At 36.2% G+C, this 17,513-nt stretch carries 15 protein-coding genes; all 15 read right to left on the bottom strand.

Annotated features, from left to right (window positions below):
• Positions 1–996 carry a dihydroxyacetone kinase subunit DhaK gene (gene dhaK, locus EZV73_RS28825; RefSeq protein ID WP_255812663.1) on the bottom strand — a complete coding sequence of 332 codons (996 nt, stop codon included), beginning with the start codon at positions 994–996 and terminating at the stop codon, positions 1–3.
• Between the two features lie 2 nt (positions 997–998).
• Positions 999–2,081, bottom strand: coding sequence for a glycerol dehydrogenase (locus EZV73_RS02225; RefSeq protein ID WP_240837895.1), 1,083 nt, complete (start codon positions 2,079–2,081; stop codon positions 999–1,001).
• 150 nt (positions 2,082–2,231) lie between these two features.
• Positions 2,232–3,185, bottom strand: a complete 954-nt coding sequence (locus EZV73_RS02220; protein WP_240837893.1) for a PocR ligand-binding domain-containing protein — start codon at positions 3,183–3,185, stop codon at positions 2,232–2,234.
• A gap of 199 nt (positions 3,186–3,384) precedes the next feature.
• Positions 3,385–3,720 (bottom strand): nuclear transport factor 2 family protein, encoded by a 336-nt coding sequence (locus tag EZV73_RS02215; protein ID WP_240837891.1) that lies wholly within the window; start codon positions 3,718–3,720, stop codon positions 3,385–3,387.
• Between the two features lie 87 nt (positions 3,721–3,807).
• Complete coding sequence (locus EZV73_RS02210) at positions 3,808–5,442, bottom strand: Na/Pi cotransporter family protein (RefSeq protein ID WP_240837889.1); 1,635 nt, start codon at positions 5,440–5,442, stop codon at positions 3,808–3,810.
• A gap of 170 nt (positions 5,443–5,612) precedes the next feature.
• Positions 5,613–7,418, bottom strand: a complete 1,806-nt coding sequence (gene recQ, locus EZV73_RS02205; protein WP_240837887.1) for a DNA helicase RecQ — start codon at positions 7,416–7,418, stop codon at positions 5,613–5,615.
• A 59-nt stretch (positions 7,419–7,477) separates the two neighbouring features.
• A complete protein-coding gene (locus EZV73_RS02200; RefSeq protein ID WP_240837885.1) occupies positions 7,478–7,894 on the bottom strand; it encodes a hypothetical protein in 417 nt (138 codons plus the stop codon).
• A 340-nt stretch (positions 7,895–8,234) separates the two neighbouring features.
• Positions 8,235–9,365, bottom strand: a complete 1,131-nt coding sequence (locus EZV73_RS02195; protein WP_240837883.1) for an iron-containing alcohol dehydrogenase — start codon at positions 9,363–9,365, stop codon at positions 8,235–8,237.
• Positions 9,366–9,376: 11 nt separating this feature from the next.
• The gene (locus EZV73_RS02190) at positions 9,377–10,759 is read right to left on the bottom strand and encodes a tryptophanase (protein WP_240837881.1); all 1,383 of its coding nucleotides are present in this window, start codon (positions 10,757–10,759) and stop codon (positions 9,377–9,379) included.
• The gene (locus tag EZV73_RS02185; RefSeq protein ID WP_240837879.1) at positions 10,756–11,886 is read right to left on the bottom strand and encodes an amidohydrolase family protein; all 1,131 of its coding nucleotides are present in this window, start codon (positions 11,884–11,886) and stop codon (positions 10,756–10,758) included. Before EZV73_RS02185 ends, EZV73_RS02190 begins: the two co-directional genes overlap by 4 nt.
• A gap of 40 nt (positions 11,887–11,926) precedes the next feature.
• Complete coding sequence (locus tag EZV73_RS02180) at positions 11,927–13,648, bottom strand: peptide ABC transporter substrate-binding protein (RefSeq protein WP_240837877.1); 1,722 nt, start codon at positions 13,646–13,648, stop codon at positions 11,927–11,929.
• A 31-nt stretch (positions 13,649–13,679) separates the two neighbouring features.
• Complete coding sequence (locus EZV73_RS02175; protein ID WP_240837875.1) at positions 13,680–14,630, bottom strand: ABC transporter ATP-binding protein; 951 nt, start codon at positions 14,628–14,630, stop codon at positions 13,680–13,682.
• Entirely contained in the window at positions 14,623–15,648 is a 1,026-nt protein-coding gene (locus EZV73_RS02170; protein WP_240837873.1) for an ABC transporter ATP-binding protein, read from the bottom strand. Before EZV73_RS02170 ends, EZV73_RS02175 begins: the two co-directional genes overlap by 8 nt.
• Before the next feature lie 9 nt (positions 15,649–15,657).
• Positions 15,658–16,581 carry an ABC transporter permease gene (locus EZV73_RS02165; protein ID WP_240837871.1) on the bottom strand — a complete coding sequence of 308 codons (924 nt, stop codon included), beginning with the start codon at positions 16,579–16,581 and terminating at the stop codon, positions 15,658–15,660.
• A gap of 7 nt (positions 16,582–16,588) precedes the next feature.
• Positions 16,589–17,509: an ABC transporter permease gene (locus EZV73_RS02160; RefSeq protein WP_240837869.1), complete on the bottom strand. Its 921-nt coding sequence runs from the start codon at positions 17,507–17,509 to the stop codon at positions 16,589–16,591.
• Positions 17,510–17,513: the final 4 nt, after the last annotated feature.

Raw genomic sequence — 17,513 nt, 5'->3', positions numbered from 1 at the left:
TTAACCTCTCTTTATTGCTATCGTATCTACTGGTGCATCAAAATACGTTTTTAACTCATCATCTAGCTTCAACATGGTAATCGAAGCACCTTCCATATCAATGGCAGTCATAAAGTTACCAACCATTGTGTCATAAACCTTTACATTTCTATCTTCAAGTAACTTTGCAACTGAATTGTTTAGAACATATAACTCTTGTAAAGGCGTTGAACCAAATCCATTAATCATTAAGGCTACTTCATCATCCTTACTGTATATGTTTTCTTCAAACAACTTGTTGATACAATCTGCTGCAAGCTCATCTGCAGTTTTAATTGTTCTTCTTTCAGTACCTGGTTCCCCATGGATACCTACACCAAACTCAATTTCCTGTTCTGCTAGCTCAAATGTTGGTGTTCCTTTTGCTGGAACTGTACATGAAGATAAGGCAAAACCTATTGATCTTGTATTTTCAATTACCTTGTTAGCCACATCTTTTACTTCAGCCAGAGATTTCATGGCTTCAGAAGCTGCTCCAGCAATTTTATGTACATATACTGTACCAGCTACCCCTCTTCTACCAACTGTATATAAACTGTCTTTTACAGCAACATCATCATTGATATAGACCTTGTCTACTGTAATATCATCATCCTCTGCCATTTCAGCAGCTGCTTCAAAGTTCATAATATCACCAGAATAATTCTTAATGATTAAAAGCGTTCCCTTATCAGATTCCGACTCTAAGATACCATTGTAGACTTGAATGGTTGATGGAGAAGCAAACACATCTCCACAAACAGCTACATCAAGCATACCCTTACCAACATATCCTGCATGTGCTGGTTCGTGACCTGAACCACCACCGCTGATTAGAGTTACCTTATTTTTATTTAAGTTCTTTCTCATTAAAAGCTTATGACGCTTGTTGAACTCTAATTGTTCAGGATGAGCCTTTACCATCCCTTGACACATTTCTATCACAACCGATTCAGGTGAATTAATTATTTTTTTCATCATTACCTTCCTAACTCATCAGCAACAAATATAGCTGAATAAACATCTTCTGGAGTAACTGTAAACGGCATATTATGAATTGTTTCATTAGGTGCACAAGCAAGCTTAGCAACTGCCATTACTTTTTCATTTGTTACTTCTTCAACACCTAAATCTTTTAGACTTGTTGGTAAATCCACAGATTTACAGTATGCAATTACCTCTTCAATTTCAGATTTTGGTGCATTTTCTAATACTAAATGTACTAAAGTACCAAATGAAACTTTTTCACCATGATAGTAAGAGTGTGTTTCTTCTAAAGCAGTTAAACCATTATGAATCGCATGTGCTGCTGCTAAACCTGACGATTCGAATCCCATGCCACTCAGTAATGTGTTGGCCTCAATGATATTCTCAAGTGCTGGTGTTACAACATTTCTATCAGATGCTGCAATTGCCTTAACTGAATCCTCTAATAAAGTTTCATAGCAAAGTCTTGCTGCAGCAACAGCTAATTTTGTACTTTTACCACCTGGAATATTTTCTGCAAATGATCTTTCACAAGATCTAGCTTCAAAATATGTTGATAAAGCATCTCCCATACCCGCTCTTAAAAATCTTGTTGGAGCTTTTGCAATAACTTCTGTATCTACTAATACTAGATCTGGATTACTTCTATAAAATCTGTACTCTTGGAATTCACCTTTTTCATTATATACAACTGATAATGAACTGCATGGTGCGTCTGTAGAAGCAATCGTCGGTACTGTAATAACGGGTAACAAGCCGTCATTGGCTACCGCCTTTGCAGTATCTAAGGCTTTACCGCCACCTAGGCCAATGACAACGTCACAGCTTTCTGTTTTACATACTTCAGCTAATCTTTGAACTTCTTCACTTGTACATTCTTCTCCGAAAGTACCTGCTACTAAAGTAACATCATAATTCTTAATTGTTTCATCAATCGCATCCTTTACCCTATTCACATCATCTGATGATGCTACTAATAAAGCTTTCTTTCCGAACTGAAGTGTATACTTACCAAGTTCTTTTAATGCGCCATTGTCCTGTACATACTTTGATGGTGATATTAATATTTTTTTCATTTTTTCCTCCTTCATCAATCATCTAACATAAGTATAGACTTCAGGACAACGTTTGCCATTGGACAATTATGCACTCTCTAGTGACAATATGGTCGTAATTTTCTGACAATTTAAAAAAATCGTAAAAATATGTACGATTAGTTCATAATTTTACGATTTTACTTTTCTATATTGTGCTGGTGTCGTACCAACATATTTTTTAAATACTTTAATAAAATAACCACAGTCCTCATAACCAAGGTTTAAGGATATGTTGATAATAGGTTCATCTGTTTCGTCTAAGATTGTCTTGGCTCTTTCAACCTTTAGTTTATTTAAATAGGATGAAAAACTCTCACCAACTTCTCTTTTAAACAACCTACTAAAATACGATGATGATATATTACAGCGATATGCCATGTCATCGAGATAAATCTTCTTTTCACAGTTGTCTTTCATGTAATCAAGAGCAGGTTTTATTATTAAATCCTTATGTTCTTCAACTATTTTTGGAGCATCTTCTACTGTATTAACAGGAGAAGGTTTAGGCTTAGTTAAGTTTAACTGTCTATTTCTTTCATTGAGTTTGGCTTTTAGAATGGCTTCTTCTACCATATAGTTAACCATATGAAAAACCATTTGAGCCACAGCTTGTATCTTTTCTAACTTCATAATAGGCAGGCCAGCATACAAAGTCTCAATCTCAGGATAATCACAATTATCCAACAAGAATCTTTTACTAACGATTCTTTCAAGCTGCGAGATGTTATTTTCATCTTCTAACTTGATCTGTCCCATCATTAATGCACCTAAATACTGGTCGTCAACAGTTATTGGTATGGCAACATCCACAACACCCATATGACACATATAAACATAGGGCTTTTGTAGCCTTGCAGCTTCTAGTCCACCCCTTGAATCACACTTTTCACATAAATCATTCAATTTTTCATCTGATCTAACTAAGGTGCAAAAGGCTTGGCAACGACTGTGTTTTGTTACAGGATTCCCTTTAAAATCCACAGCAATTATTGCCATTTCTGTCGCTTTAGACATATCATCCTGTATCTTCTGAAACTTTTCAATATTTAAGATATAATCCAATTGATAGAACTTACTATCCATTATTCCTCCATGTACATATTATTATCACTTACTTTTACATTGTACTCATTACCATGATTTTTTTCAACTTTTATACTTTTGACTATTATAAGATAAGGTACAATTATAATATGGTAATTCATATATACACTTCAAATGCCACTTTTTGAGCAAAACAAAACGTAACAGATGATTCTGTTACGCAAATAAATCTAGCTCTCTACTGCTTTGTCATCCATACCTTGTTGATATGGTCGTCTTTCATTTCATAAATGAAAATGTAAGCTTCAGTAGTATTGTCTTTAGTTGTCATAGTTTCGAAAGTAACAACCTTATCATCAGTTGTCATCATGTTGTTTAGCGTCCAATGATAACGATCTTCAGGTTTTGTAGTTTCAATCATTGTTTTGATATTGGTTTTTCCTTCTACAAATGTAGAATGATCATCAATAACTAGAAACTGTGCATCGTCTGTAAAATACTCTAACATTTTGTCTGCTTCATAAGTGTTTTGATACTCCATCATCTTTGTAATGATATTCTTGTAATCTTTCATAATATTGTCCTTTCTATTCCCGAATATGGTTCAACAAAGGCATAGTCACATTCTATTACTACCCAGAATTGAGACTTTTAAGCTTAATTATGCATCCAAGAGATGTATTTCCGCTATGTTCATGGCATGATCGCCAACACGTTCAATATTATTAATAAGATCTAAGAATATAACACCTGATTTGGCCTGACAGATACCATCGCTAAGACGTCTGATATGTTTCTTTCTTAATGCTTCTTCTAACTCATCAATACGCTGTTCTATCTCAACGACCTTAGAAGCTTCAGCCTGGTCTTCATTCTTGATATTGGCAATAGCAATATCTAGAGCTTCTTTAGCAACTTCATAAATTTCTCTTAACTCTACATTGGCTTCACTAGAAAACTTTAATTGGTGTTTGATTTTATAGGTGGTCAACTCAGCAATATTTTCTGCATGATCACCTAATCGTTCTATATCATTAACAGAGTTAAAAAGTGTATCAATCATCTCTCTTTGGTCACCTGATACGGCAGAGTTCGACATTTTTACAAGGTACTCTAGTATCTCTTCTTCCATTAAGTTGATTTTCTCTTCATACCTGTTGACCTTAGTAACATTGTCTGGATTACTATCTAAAAAGCCATCCATGGCTGTGTGAAAGGACTTGACTGCTAGATCACCCATTACAGTGATTTCATTTTTTACTTGCTCTAAGGCTATATACGGCGTCCCCAAGATTCTGTCGTCTAGAGCCAAAGTATAATCCTTCTCCTCAGGACTAGATTGCTGTGGTAATACCTTCATTACAAACTTAACCAAGAGTGGTGCAAATGGTAGAAGTATCATGGTATTGACGACATTAAATAATGTATGAGCCCATGCAATTTGTCTTTCCGGACTAGAAGACATCATCTGTACAACAGAAACAGTTATCCCAGATAAGAATATAGCAAAGATTGTCGTACCAATGACTTTAATTGTTAAATGCATAATAGCAGCTCTTTTTGCCACACGTTTGGTACCGATTGAAGAAAGCAGCGCTGTAACACAAGTACCGATGTTAGCACCTAAAAGTACTGGAAAGGCAGATTCAATGTTTAATAAGCCTGCCCCTGCTAGGGCAATCATAATACCCGTAGTAGCCGACGAAGACTGGATAACGGCTGTCACTAAAAAACCTGTACCAATTGCTAAGAATGTATCAATACCACTACCTGATCCAAATCGCGTTAATAAATTTGTAAAAGGTTCGTATGATCTAAGCGGCTTACATGCCCCCTTCATAATGTCCATACCCATAAATAAAATACCAAATCCTATAAGGATTTCTGCATATTTTTTTATTTTTGGATTCTTTGTGGATAAATTGATCACCACACCAAGTGCAATTGAAAATGGTGCCAGTGCTGTTAAGTTAATCGACACAAGCTGTGCAGTAATGGTTGTACCAATATCGGCACCCATAATGATCCCAACAGACTGTGTTAGATTCATAATACCTGCATTAACAAGACCAACAACCATAACAGTTGTTGCTGATGATGACTGAATAATAGCAGTAACGACCGTTCCAACAAGTACCGCCATTATCCGATTTCTTGTTAAAGATTCAATAATAGATTTCATTTTATCGCCAGCAGACTTTTGAAGGCCTTCTCCCATGACATTCATACCATATAGGAAAAGTGCCAGTCCACCTATCAACTGAACGATAATTTCTGTTACATTAAAATCAACCATGCTTCACCCCTTAAATATTTTACGCCCAATTCTATTTTACTTCATAATTTTTCAAAATAATATGAAAATTTAGTTTTTTAGAACAAGAAAAACTTTGGACACATGCCAAAGTTTCTCTTAGGTTATGTTATATGATATAAAACATTCGTCACCTTCAAGTGTTGACTCAACTATTTGCTTTTAAATTCATAAATGATATCTATAAAATCTTGACCATAAGTTTCAAACTTCTTTTCACCAACACCCTTGATTTCGAGAAAGGCCTCTTTAGTTGTCGGTAAATAAAATGCCATTGATTCTAGTACAGAGTTTGCAAATATTACATATAAAGGTACCCGCTTCTTACTAGCGATTGATTTACGTTTTTCTGCAAGTAAGTCATACAAGTCCCTATTGTAATCCAAATCAGTCTTAGGTTTTTTCTTAGACTTTTTCTTATCTTTAACTTGTATACGTTCTTTTCTTACCAGTATCTTGGTCTCACCTTTTAGAACGGCTCTTGATGACTCATTAAGTTTAAGGATTGGAAACTGGTCCACAGTCATGGTGATATAACCTCTGGCAATCAGGTTCATAATAAGTTCTCTTAGGCCACCTTCAGATATATCTGGAATAATACCATAGGTAGATACTTTATTAAGCTCCCAATTCATAATCTTTTTATCCTTAGATCCCCTCAAGACCTTGATGATCATATTGGTACCAAACCGCTGATTGGTTCTATAAATACAAGACAGTATCTTTTGAGATTCTACGGACATGTCTACAAACTCAGAATCATTTAAACAATTACCACATGAACCACAGTCTATGTATGCTTTCTTTTGACCAAAATATGAAATAATTTCATCACGTAGACAGTCGTTGGTATGGCAATAGTTAACCAATACTTGCAGGTTGGTTCTTTGAATCTTGTCTCTCTGAGGGTCTGTATAATTCTGAGCAATCAAAAGCTTTTGCTTAACAATATCAGATGGTGAGTACATCAAAATACAAACACTTTTCTTACCATCTCTTCCAGCACGACCAGCTTCCTGATAATATGCTTCCATATTTTTAGGCATGTTGTAGTGGAGTACAAATCTAACATCAGGTTTATCTATTCCCATACCAAAAGCATTGGTTGCAACAATAATTTTTATCTGATCCAGCATAAAGGCTTCTTGTATGGCGGTTCTTGTATCACTTTCCATACCACCATGGTAGCCTTCTGCTGAGAAACCCTGTGACTTTAGCTTTTGAGACAAAGATTCCACAGCCTTTCTCGTAGAACAGTATATAATACCTGACCCTTGATCAAAGTCATTATTTAGATAATCTTTTACGTATTTGTTTTTATCTTTAGGTTTGACAACCCTGTAAAATAGGTTTTCTCTGTTAAAACCTGTAGTCAATTCAAAGGGCATGTTCAGTTCTAGAAGCTCTTTTATTTCACTGACAACATAGGATGTTGCTGTAGCTGTAAAAGCTGTCACAACAGGTCTAGTCTTTAAGCGATTGATAAAAAGTGGTATGTTCTTATAAGATGGTCTAAAATCATGGCCCCACTGACTGATGCAGTGTGATTCATCGACTGCAATTAGAGAGATATTAATCCTCTGTGATAAGTCATAAAACTGATCGCTTAAAAGTCTTTCAGGTGCCACATAGACCAGTTTATAACGATTATCAATGATCTCTTTAACGCGCTCATTCGATTCTGATAAAGTCAGTGTAGAATTCAGATAAGTAGCAGGTATACCCGACTCATTTAGTCCATCTACCTGATCTTTCATAAGAGCAATCAGTGGTGATATAACAATACATATGCCATCTAATAAAAGGGCTGGCAACTGATAACACAGAGACTTCCCGCCTCCTGTAGGCATGATGGCCAACACATCAGAACCCGAAACAATCATATCTATTATTTCCTCTTGACCATACCTAAAGGTATCATAGCCAAAGTGTTTTTTAAGTAATTCGTATTTATTCAAAATAACCTCCAGATGTTATTATAACATCATTGCATATAAAAGGAAATATATGTCATTCGTTATTTTGTAATTAAAAACAAACCAATGACTGAAACTACAAAACCAGCAGCCTTTGTCACTGTCAGCTGGTCTTTAAAAACTAAAGTCCCTAAAGCGACTAGAATAACCGTAGAAGCAATACTGGCTACTAGAGGTGCTACACCAATATCCCATCCCGACCTATATACCATAAGAAAACCTACCTCTATCAAAAAGATAGAAACACCCAATAAGAGTGGCGCATAATTTAAATGCGATATTTCTTCCGTCACAGACTTTTTAGAAATAAAAAGGAAATACACAAGTGAAATTGTAAGAGCACATACATAAGTAACAATCGCTCCAAATACGGGATCTATGTTACTTGGCATAGACTTCTGAGCAAAATGATAAAGTACTGTTCCTAGTATGGCTATAAGCATAGATATAAGATACATAAGTGCCTCCTTAGACTATATTAATTACAAAATTATTTTACTCAATATTCTAATAAATAGCTATACAGATGAAATTTAATGTGTTATTATATAGAAAAGTAATCATGATTACAAAATTGACAAATATAAATTTTGTCGTATTTTAAATAGTCCATCACTCAAAACATATGTTTTGAGTCTTTAGATATTAACATAAGTCTAAGACAAAGTAGCACGGCTAAGGTGCTATTTTGTTTTTCTTCTATAATAACCATATGACTCTCGACAATCAGCTTAACAGTATTTCCATATAAAAGGACCTCAAGCTATTCAATCTTGAGATCCCTTTTTTGTCGAAAGACTACATTTTTCTCTTATATGCGTTTTCATATATCCTCTGTAAACTATCTTTAGATCCAAATGGCAAATAATTTAGAATTGGAGATTCATAAACCTTTTTATATGTTGCTTCTTTAATCTCATACTCTTGCCAAGATCTGTATAAACCGATTTCTTTTAGGAAGCATCTTATCCCATCCTCTATAGGTTTTTCAAATATAGCCGCTACGTCATCCATTCTCAAGCTGTATCTCGAATAGGTCTCATTTACAAACTCAGGATACACAAGGGCTAGAGATTCACCATGGCTGATATGAGTAAGACCACCAAGAATTTCGCTCAGAGGATGCGGCGCATGAGCACCAGCATTAGCTAAAGATACACCAGCTGACCACTGAGCAAACATCATCTTTTGTCTATATAAAATATTATGAGGTTCAATTAAGACCTTTGGTAAATACTCCACAATTAACTTCATAGCCCTAAAGGCATACATCCTAGAGATTTCTGATGAAAAGTCACTGATGTATGACTCAAATGCATGGGTAAATGCATCAAAACCAGTAGAAGCTGTTAAGCTTACCGGAAGGGTCAACAGAAGCTCTGGATCTAAGATGGCCTCTTTTGAATAATTGTCAGGATGATAAATTGAGTTTTTATCATCACCATCTGTGATTACTGCAGCCTGTGTAACTTCAGAGCCAGTACCCGATGTTGTAGGTACAGATATTAAAGGTGTTTTATTACTAGTTAAAGAGTCATACTTTTCAAAAGGACTTGAGTAAGTAGAAAAAAGATGACTCCAATTTAAAGGTATACACTTATTTAATAGTGCTATCGACTTAGCCGTATCAATACTAGAACCTCCGCCTACCGCCAAGACAACCTGTCCTTCAAAGTCATTAAAGGCAGTGATCCCATCTTCAATGACTTCTTTTGGTGGATTGGCCAGGACCTTGTCAAAGTGATAAATTTCTATGCCTTCTTGTCTTAATATGTCCTTAACTCTATCGAACAATTCTTTCATAGGAGCAACATTTTCAGTTGTCACAAGAAAACATCTCTTACCATAAGTCTTCACTCTTTGACCAATGAGTTCTAACTTGCCATTGCCAAAATGAACTCTTGTTGGTGAGTAAAAATCAAAATTCATCTCTGCCTCCTTTATAGAAGTTCAAAGCCAGCTGTAAAGTGACGAAGTGAAGTTATTGGACCTTCATAAACAAGTTTCATCCCCTTATAAGCGTCACGATTCTTGTAGATATCTCCTAAAGCTTCAGCTATACAATCCAAATGGTTATTGGTATAAACTCTTCTTGAAACAGATATTCTCATTGTCTCAAGTTCTGGCCAGATAGGATTGCCATCTTTATCTTTAGAACCAAAAGCGCAAGCACCTAATTCAACAGCTCTTACACCCGCTTCTTCATAAAGTGCACAAACAAGTCTTTGAGATGGAAATTCATTTTGCGGAATATGTGGAAAGAATCTTCTACCATCCACATAAACACCGTGACCACCTGTAGGCTCTACAATAGGAACTCCCTTCTCCTTAAGCTTATCTCCTAAATACTTAACTTGATTGATACGATATTCTAGATATTGGACATCACATACTTCCTGTAGACCAACAGCTAAAGCTTCCATATCTCTGCCAGACATACCACCATAAGTGATAAATCCTTCATGAACAATGGCCAGTTGATTGGCTTGTAAAAATACATTTTCGTTTCTTGACAAGAAGAGTCCACCAATATTTACAAGACCATCTTTTTTAGAAGACATGGTCGCTGTCTCACAATAAGAAAACATTTCTCTAGTTATCTCTTTGATTTCTTTGTCTGCATATCCTTCTTCTCTTGTTTTAATAAAATAAGCATTCTCAGCGAGTCTAGCAGAATCCATTACAAGAGGGATATTGTATTTTTTAGCAATTTCACTTACTTCTCTTATGTTTTTCATAGATACCGGTTGACCACCATTGTTATTACAAGTAATCGTAATGATAATCACACAAACTTGATCAGCACCTTTATCATCAATAAGCTTTTGGAGCTTGTTTGTATCTATATTACCTTTAAAAGGATGTTGACCACTGCTTGTATCTAATCCCTCATCAATAACAAAATCTACAGGTATGGCACCTAATACTTCTGCGTTACCTCTGAAAGTATCAAAGTGCATATTACCTACGGCATACTTGCCCTTTTCGCAATAGATAGATGCCATGATATAATCTGCAGCACGACCTTGATGAGTTGGCTGAACATTTTCAATACCAAATACATCCCTAGCTGATGCTTGGAGTTTATAAAAAGACTTACAACCAGCATAGGATTCATCACCTAACATCATGGCTGCCCATTGTTCAGTGGACATGGCAGATGTACCGGAATCTGTTATACAGTCTATATATACATTTTCAGCCTTTAATGTAAACGCATTGTACCTAGCTTCTTGAAGCCACTTTTGACGTTCTGCTTTCGTTGTCTTTTTAACTGGTTCAACAACTTTTATTCTAAATGGTTCTGCTGTCATATACTTCATAAAACTTCCTCCAATTTAATTCCTTTTAAATACACTGTTTTTTCTCTCGACACAGACTCTATATCTTCAAATGGATTGTCTTCTAAAACTAAAAAGCTGGCTTCATAGCCTCGTTCCAACAAGCCCAACTTTAAGCCTAGAAGCCTTGCTGCTTCGTAGGTTGCAGACTTTATAGCCTCTTCAGGTGTAAAGCCTGCTTTTGTCATTAAAACCAACTCATACGAACCCTTTCCATGTAGGTTATAGGGGGTACCTACATCTGTACCAAAAGCAACATTAACACCTGCTCTATATGCCTTATAGATATTTTTTCTGTGATCTTCTAATACTGATAAACTGGCCTTATGCAGTGGATCTTCAGGATGGTCTTTCAAGCCCTCTTTTGTTGCATAGTAAGGTGCTGAAAATGTCGGTACAACATAAGTACTTTTTTGAATCATAGATTGTATAAGATCTTCTTTTAAGAAGACACCATGTTCTATTGAATCAACGCCAGCTTCTATGCATGCTCTTATGGTTTCATAACCATGAGCATGAGCAGAAACTTTTCTACCATGCATATGTGCTGTTTCTACTGCCATCAAGATCTCTTCATTGCTCATTTCCTGTGGGCCAGGTTCTTTTCCTCTAGATCCAACACCACCTGAGGCCATAATCTTAATCAAGTCAACATTCTCTTTTATAAGTTTTCTAACACCGTGTCTGACAGCTTCTGGTCCATTACAAACCATGCCTATATGAGTTCCATGCCCACTGGTAATGCAAATAGCCCTTCCAGCTGAGACTATCTTTGGCCCCAAATAGCCTTCGTCTATATAATCTCTGATACCTAAAACATAATCCCTAGGTGAACCCAGATCTCTTATAGCTACAAAGCCATCCTTTAACATTTTTAGTGCATTTCTATAGCCGTGAAGAACTGCTTTTGCTCCAGTCTTTGAAGAATCTACTTCTTCATTGATTAAATGACAGTGTCCGTCTATAAGTCCAGGAATAACATAAATATCATCTATATCTCTTTCATGACACTCATCTAGATATGTAATGATGCCATCTTCTATATGCATTTCAAAATTTTTAATAACTTTTTTGCCAGTATATAGCCACTTGCCTTTAATAATTTTCATCTCAAATCCTTTTAGAAGGACCAGATAACTGGTCCTTAGCTTAATTCTTTATTTGTACATACTTAAAGTCATATTGTAATGTTAATGGGAATGTCTTAAATCCTGCAACATCAGATTTGATTACAGAACTCGCCATACCAAACTGTTGAGGAATAAATACAAACTTCTCTAAAACATACTTTTCAATGTCCATAAGTGTTTGTATTCTTTCATCTCCAACCTGTACAAAGGCATTTTCCATCATCTCAGTATAGGTAGGATCATCCCACTTACCTTCATAATAGATAAAGTCAACCATATAAGCCGGATCTGGTGTTTGAGCAGTACGACCACCACCAACTACACAGTGGAAAGTACCATCCATTAACATAGGAATTAACATCTTAACTTGCATTGGAGTTACAGTAAGATTAAGGTCTAAATTCTTTAACCACATCTGTTGGATGGCTTGAGCATTTTTCTTAGCACCTGGGCTATCCACACATAATACTTCTAAGAACTCTTCCATTTCTTCTTTGGTTTTTCCTAACTCTGCTAAACCTTCATCTAATAAGGTTTTTGCTCTTTCAATGGCTTCTGGATCATTCCCCATATCCATGACGATATCACCAGCTTGTTCTCTAAAGTCTCCACCACTTAAACCTGTCATACCTGGAGGCATCAAACCATAAGCTGGCATATCACCAGATTGAAGCACATTTTCGACATAAGCGATTCTGTCAAATGTAAGTGATAAAGCTTCACGGATTTTGATGTTATTTAAAAACTCAATGTTAGGATTAAATTCGATAAAGCTCACTCTAACTTGACTTCTAACTCTAAATCCAGGATCTTCTTTGTACTTAGGAATATAGTCAGGACCAACTTCCATGTAATCTAGATCATCCACTTCAAACATAGATGCAATGGTATTACCATCCAAAATAATTGTTACATAAACTTCGTCTAAAGTTACATTTTCAGCATCCCAGTAATGGTCATTTTTCTTAAGTGTAATAGATGAATCATGTTCCCAAGATTCTATTGTAAACGGACCAGACGATACAATCTTATCTGGATTTGTACCATAGATATCTTTAAATGCCTGACCTGCTTCTTCTTGAATCGGTGCAAAACCTGGCATAACCATGTAATGAATAAAATAATCCATTGGTTGTTCTAATGTAAACTCAACAGTGTAATCATCTAACTTTTTAACACCAAGTTCATCCACACCGAGTTCACCAGAAACAACCTTTTCAGCATTTTTTATAACGTAATAATCAAATGCCTTTTCAGAACCAAACTCAGGATCTACCGCTCTTTTAAATGAGTAAACAACGTCATCTGCTGTTACATCTGTACCGTCTTGCCACTTAGCATCTTTTCTAAGCTTAACTGTATAAACGGTGTTGTCATCATTAGCCTCAAACGACTCACCTAAACCCGGTTCATATCCTGCTTCGTCAGTTGAAATTCTAAATAGTGGTTCATGCAGTGCATAAATCAAGCTCGTCGCTTTATCATCTCTAAACTGGAATGGATCTAGAATCTGAGGTTCTTGACCAATATTGATTCTAAAGATCTGGTCTTCTGCTAAATCACTTTCCTCGACAACTTCTGTCGCTTGTTCATCAGGTGCATCAACAACAGGTGTTGTTTCTTCAGTGCCTTCAGCCACCTCATTGCCACCTTCATTGGATGAAGATGTACATCCTACAAAGGCCATACTCATCACTAATGCGAAGATCAAAATCAATGATAAACTTTTCTTAAACTTCATGTTTCCCTCCTTAATATTTTAAAACATAGTTTTAACTAACATGATGACATGTAACATACCGGTCCTTTATAAACTTAAGTTCAGGTCTTTTTTGCATACAGATCTCAGTTGCCTTAGGACATCTGGATGAAAACTTACATCCTGGTGGCAAATCTATAGGACTTGGTATGTCGTCTTTTAAAATAATCTGTTCCCTAGATCGTTCTTGTTTTGGATTGACTATAGGTGCTGCAGAGAATAACGCTTGCGTATATGGATGTAATGGATTTGTTGATATCAAGTCATTATCTCCAAATTCCATGACAGACCCTAAATACATGACCATGATTCTATCTGAAATATAACGCACCATAGATAAGTCATGGGCAATAAACAAATAGGTTAAGCCTAGTTTCTTTTGAAGATCAATAAGTAAGTTCATAATTTGTGCCTGAATCGAAACATCAAGTGCACTGATAGGTTCATCACAAACAATGAACTCAGGATCCATGCTTAAAGCTCTTGCTATGCCTATTCTTTGTCTTTGACCACCTGAAAACTCATGCGGAAAGCGTTCTGCATGTTCCTCATTTAAGCCTACTAACTCCAGTAGTTCTTTTACCTTTTTAGTCCTGGTTTTCTTGTCGTATTTCTTTCTAATATCCCAGCCTTCTGCAATTAACTCAGTTACTGTCATTCGGGGATTTAAAGAAGCATATGGATCTTGAAATATCATCTGAATATGATCACACAAGCCTCTTCTTTCCTTCTTTTTAAGTTTGGTAATCTTTTTATCTTTAAAGACAATCTCACCGCCACTTGGTTGGTAAATACCCATAAGCGTTCTGCCAAGTGTCGACTTACCACATCCGGATTCGCCTACTAAACCAAGAGTTTCTCCTTTTTGTATATCAAAACTTACATCATCGACAGCCTTCAGATAATCTTTTCTTGTCAACTTAAAATGTTTGCTTAAATTTGTTACCTTTAACAGTTCAGCCATGTTTCACCTCCAATCCTGTAATGGGATTAACAACAGACATGGCATTTGGGTTTTGTAAGAAACATGAAACCTTATGACCATTTTTTAGTAATGTTGTTTCCGGATATTCCATATGGCATATTTTCATAGCATACTCACATCTATCTGCAAAGCCACAACCTTTCGGAGGTGAAAACAAGTCAGGTGGCGAGCCCATGATACTTGACAGCGGTTCTTTATGACTTTTTTCTAAATCGGGTACTGATTTTAGAAGCCCCCATGTATATGGATGTGCAGGTTTTTCGAATATATCATCTACATAGCCGTACTCAACGATTTTCCCTGCATACATAACAGCTATATTTTTAGCCATACCAGCCACCACACCTAAATCATGAGTAATCATAATAATGGTCGCATCAAACTCCTTTTGAATATCTTTCATCAAATCAAGAATTTGAGCTTGCGTAGTCACATCAAGAGCTGTTGTTGGTTCATCTGCAATTAAAATCTTAGGATTAACAGCCATAGCAAGTGCAATCATGGCACGTTGTCTCATGCCACCAGAAAACTCATGAGGATATTGATTGTATCTTTTTTCTGGATTCGGCAGTCTTACTTTTCTTAACATTTCTATAGAAGCCGTTTTGGCTTTGTCTTTGGGATAACCTGCTTTTATAAGCCCTTCTTGTATTTGTCTTCCTACCTTCATGGTTGGATTTAGACTGGTCATTGGGTCTTGAAATATCATCCGAATATCTTTAGCCCTTACCTGACTCATTTCTTTTTTTGACAACTTAGTCAAGTCCTTTCCGTCAAATAAAATTGACCCACTTTTCAAATATCCAGATGTCCCTATGGCATTTAAACCGACAATTGTCTTGGCAGTTACCGATTTACCAGAACCGGACTCACCAACAATGCCTAAGGTTTCTCCTTTTTCTATTTTGAAATCTACGCCTCTAACGGCTTGTACTTCTCCTCCATAAATCTTAAAAGAAAAAGCCAGATCAGAAACGTCTAATATTACATCTTTCATGAATACTCCTTAATCTCTCAGTCTAGGATCGAGTGCATCTCTTAAACCATCACCCATTAAGTTAAAACTTAACATGGTCAAAGATATCAACAAAGCTGGGAAGAACAACTGATAAGGATAAATAAATATCTTAGCAGCACCATCTGAAGCAAGTGTTCCCCATGATGCCATCGGCAGTGGTAAACCAAGACCTATATAGCTTAGAAAAGCTTCAGCAAATATGGCACCTGGTATAACGAAGGCCATATTGGCTATAATCGGACTCATAGCATTGGGAACCAAGTGACGTCTGATAATCCAAAAGTCTCCAGCTCCAAGCGTTTTAGAAGACATAACAAACTCCATTTCCTTAATTTGAAATACCTGTCCCCTAAACAGTCTAGCCATAGATATCCAGCCAGTTGCAGATATGGCGATGATGACAGGTAATACACCTGGTTTCATAACCAATATCAAGAGAATAACCCAAAGCATCTGAGGAATAGCTGCAATGATCTCACATATCCTCATCATCAGGTTGTCAAGCTTGCCACCTGAATAGCCCGCAATCCCTCCATAGATTATCCCAATTGTTGAGTTTAAAATGGCAATTACTACAGCGATGAACAAAGATACTCTAGCACCTTCCCAACATCTTACGAAAATATCTCTTCCCAAATCATCCGTACCAAAAAGATGGGTCATGGACGGTGGTTGATTTACACTTAAATAATCCTGCTCTTGATAGGTATATCTAGAGAATACTGGTACAAATATGGCCATGATTATGATGATACAAAGTAAGATAAATGCACCCATGGCTATCTTATTGGCTCTAAATCTTCTAAATGCATCTGCCCAGTATGATACAGATGGCCTTTTGAGACGTTCAGCTTGTTTATTAGAAGCCCGTTCCGGCTCGAACAAGCTTGTTTCATATACTTTCTTTTCCAAGAGTCACCTACTTTGCTAATCTAATTCTCGGATCTACCAATCCGTATATAATATCTACTAGGAAATACATCACTATTGTTATAAAAGCAAATATAATCGTTAGTCCCATGATCATGGTATAGTCGGAGTTCTGAATGGCAATAATTAAAGACTGACCTATACCTGGTACATTAAATATCTTTTCTATAACAAAATTACCAGTAATGGCACCTGCACACATAGGTCCTAAAGATGTGACAAGCGGCAATAATGAGTTTCTGAGTACATGTTTTCTAATGACTTCGTTTTTATAAAGTCCCTTACTTCTGGCTGTGTATATGTAGTCTTGATTCAAAACATCCAACATAGATGATCTTAATATCCTTGCATAAAAGGCAATGTTCATCATAGCGGCTGAAAAAATCGGTAGTATCATATACTCCAGACCACCCCAACCAGCAACCTTAAAGAGTGGTATTTTAACAGCAAATGCATACTGTAAGAGCGAAGCCATAACAAAACTTGGAATGGAAACGCCCAGTATGGCTAGTATAATAATCAAATAATCGAAGCCCTTTCCCCTATTTAATGCAGCAACAATCCCTAGTAAAATACCTATAGTACATCCTACAAAGATACCCCCAAATCCAATAACAGCCGATTTAGGTATTCCAGAAGTAACCTTATCTACAACAGATGTTCCTTTGTACTTCATTGAAATTCCAAAGTCTCCCTTTAGAATATTCTTTAGATAGATAAAATACTGTTCTAATATAGGTTTATTGAGTCCATACTTTTCTTCAAGATTATCCCTAATCTCTTGAGGTGTTTCTCTCGGTAATGAAAAAGGATCCCCTGGTATGGCATGCATTAAAAAGAAAGTCACTGTTGCGATAACAAATAAAGTAATGATCATGGATATAAAACGCCTGATCACAAAATCTCTCATATAA

The sequence above is a fragment of the Acidaminobacter sp. JC074 genome, from assembly GCF_022496765.1.
Classification (GTDB): domain Bacteria; phylum Bacillota; class Clostridia; order Peptostreptococcales; family Acidaminobacteraceae; genus JABXKX01.
The sequence above is the reverse complement of the archived record's forward strand: the minus strand, read 5'-3'. Positions and strand labels throughout refer to the sequence as shown.

Coding starts and splice junctions, on each gene's coding strand:
- EZV73_RS02195 (WP_240837883.1), bottom strand. CDS start 9,365: ATGAATTTTGATTTTTACTCACCAACAAGAGTTCATTTTGGCAATGGC.
- EZV73_RS02200 (WP_240837885.1), bottom strand. CDS start 7,894: ATGTATCTTATATCTATGCTTATAGCCATACTAGGAACAGTACTTTAT.
- dhaK (WP_255812663.1), bottom strand. CDS start 996: ATGAAAAAAATAATTAATTCACCTGAATCGGTTGTGATAGAAATGTGT.
- EZV73_RS02220 (WP_240837893.1), bottom strand. CDS start 3,185: ATGGATAGTAAGTTCTATCAATTGGATTATATCTTAAATATTGAAAAG.
- EZV73_RS02225 (WP_240837895.1), bottom strand. CDS start 2,081: ATGAAAAAAATATTAATATCACCATCAAAGTATGTACAGGACAATGGC.
- EZV73_RS02190 (WP_240837881.1), bottom strand. CDS start 10,759: ATGAAGTATATGACAGCAGAACCATTTAGAATAAAAGTTGTTGAACCA.
- EZV73_RS02160 (WP_240837869.1), bottom strand. CDS start 17,509: ATGAGAGATTTTGTGATCAGGCGTTTTATATCCATGATCATTACTTTA.
- EZV73_RS02185 (WP_240837879.1), bottom strand. CDS start 11,886: ATGAAAATTATTAAAGGCAAGTGGCTATATACTGGCAAAAAAGTTATT.
- EZV73_RS02175 (WP_240837875.1), bottom strand. CDS start 14,630: ATGGCTGAACTGTTAAAGGTAACAAATTTAAGCAAACATTTTAAGTTG.
- EZV73_RS02215 (WP_240837891.1), bottom strand. CDS start 3,720: ATGAAAGATTACAAGAATATCATTACAAAGATGATGGAGTATCAAAAC.
- EZV73_RS02210 (WP_240837889.1), bottom strand. CDS start 5,442: ATGGTTGATTTTAATGTAACAGAAATTATCGTTCAGTTGATAGGTGGA.
- EZV73_RS02170 (WP_240837873.1), bottom strand. CDS start 15,648: ATGAAAGATGTAATATTAGACGTTTCTGATCTGGCTTTTTCTTTTAAG.
- EZV73_RS02180 (WP_240837877.1), bottom strand. CDS start 13,648: ATGAAGTTTAAGAAAAGTTTATCATTGATTTTGATCTTCGCATTAGTG.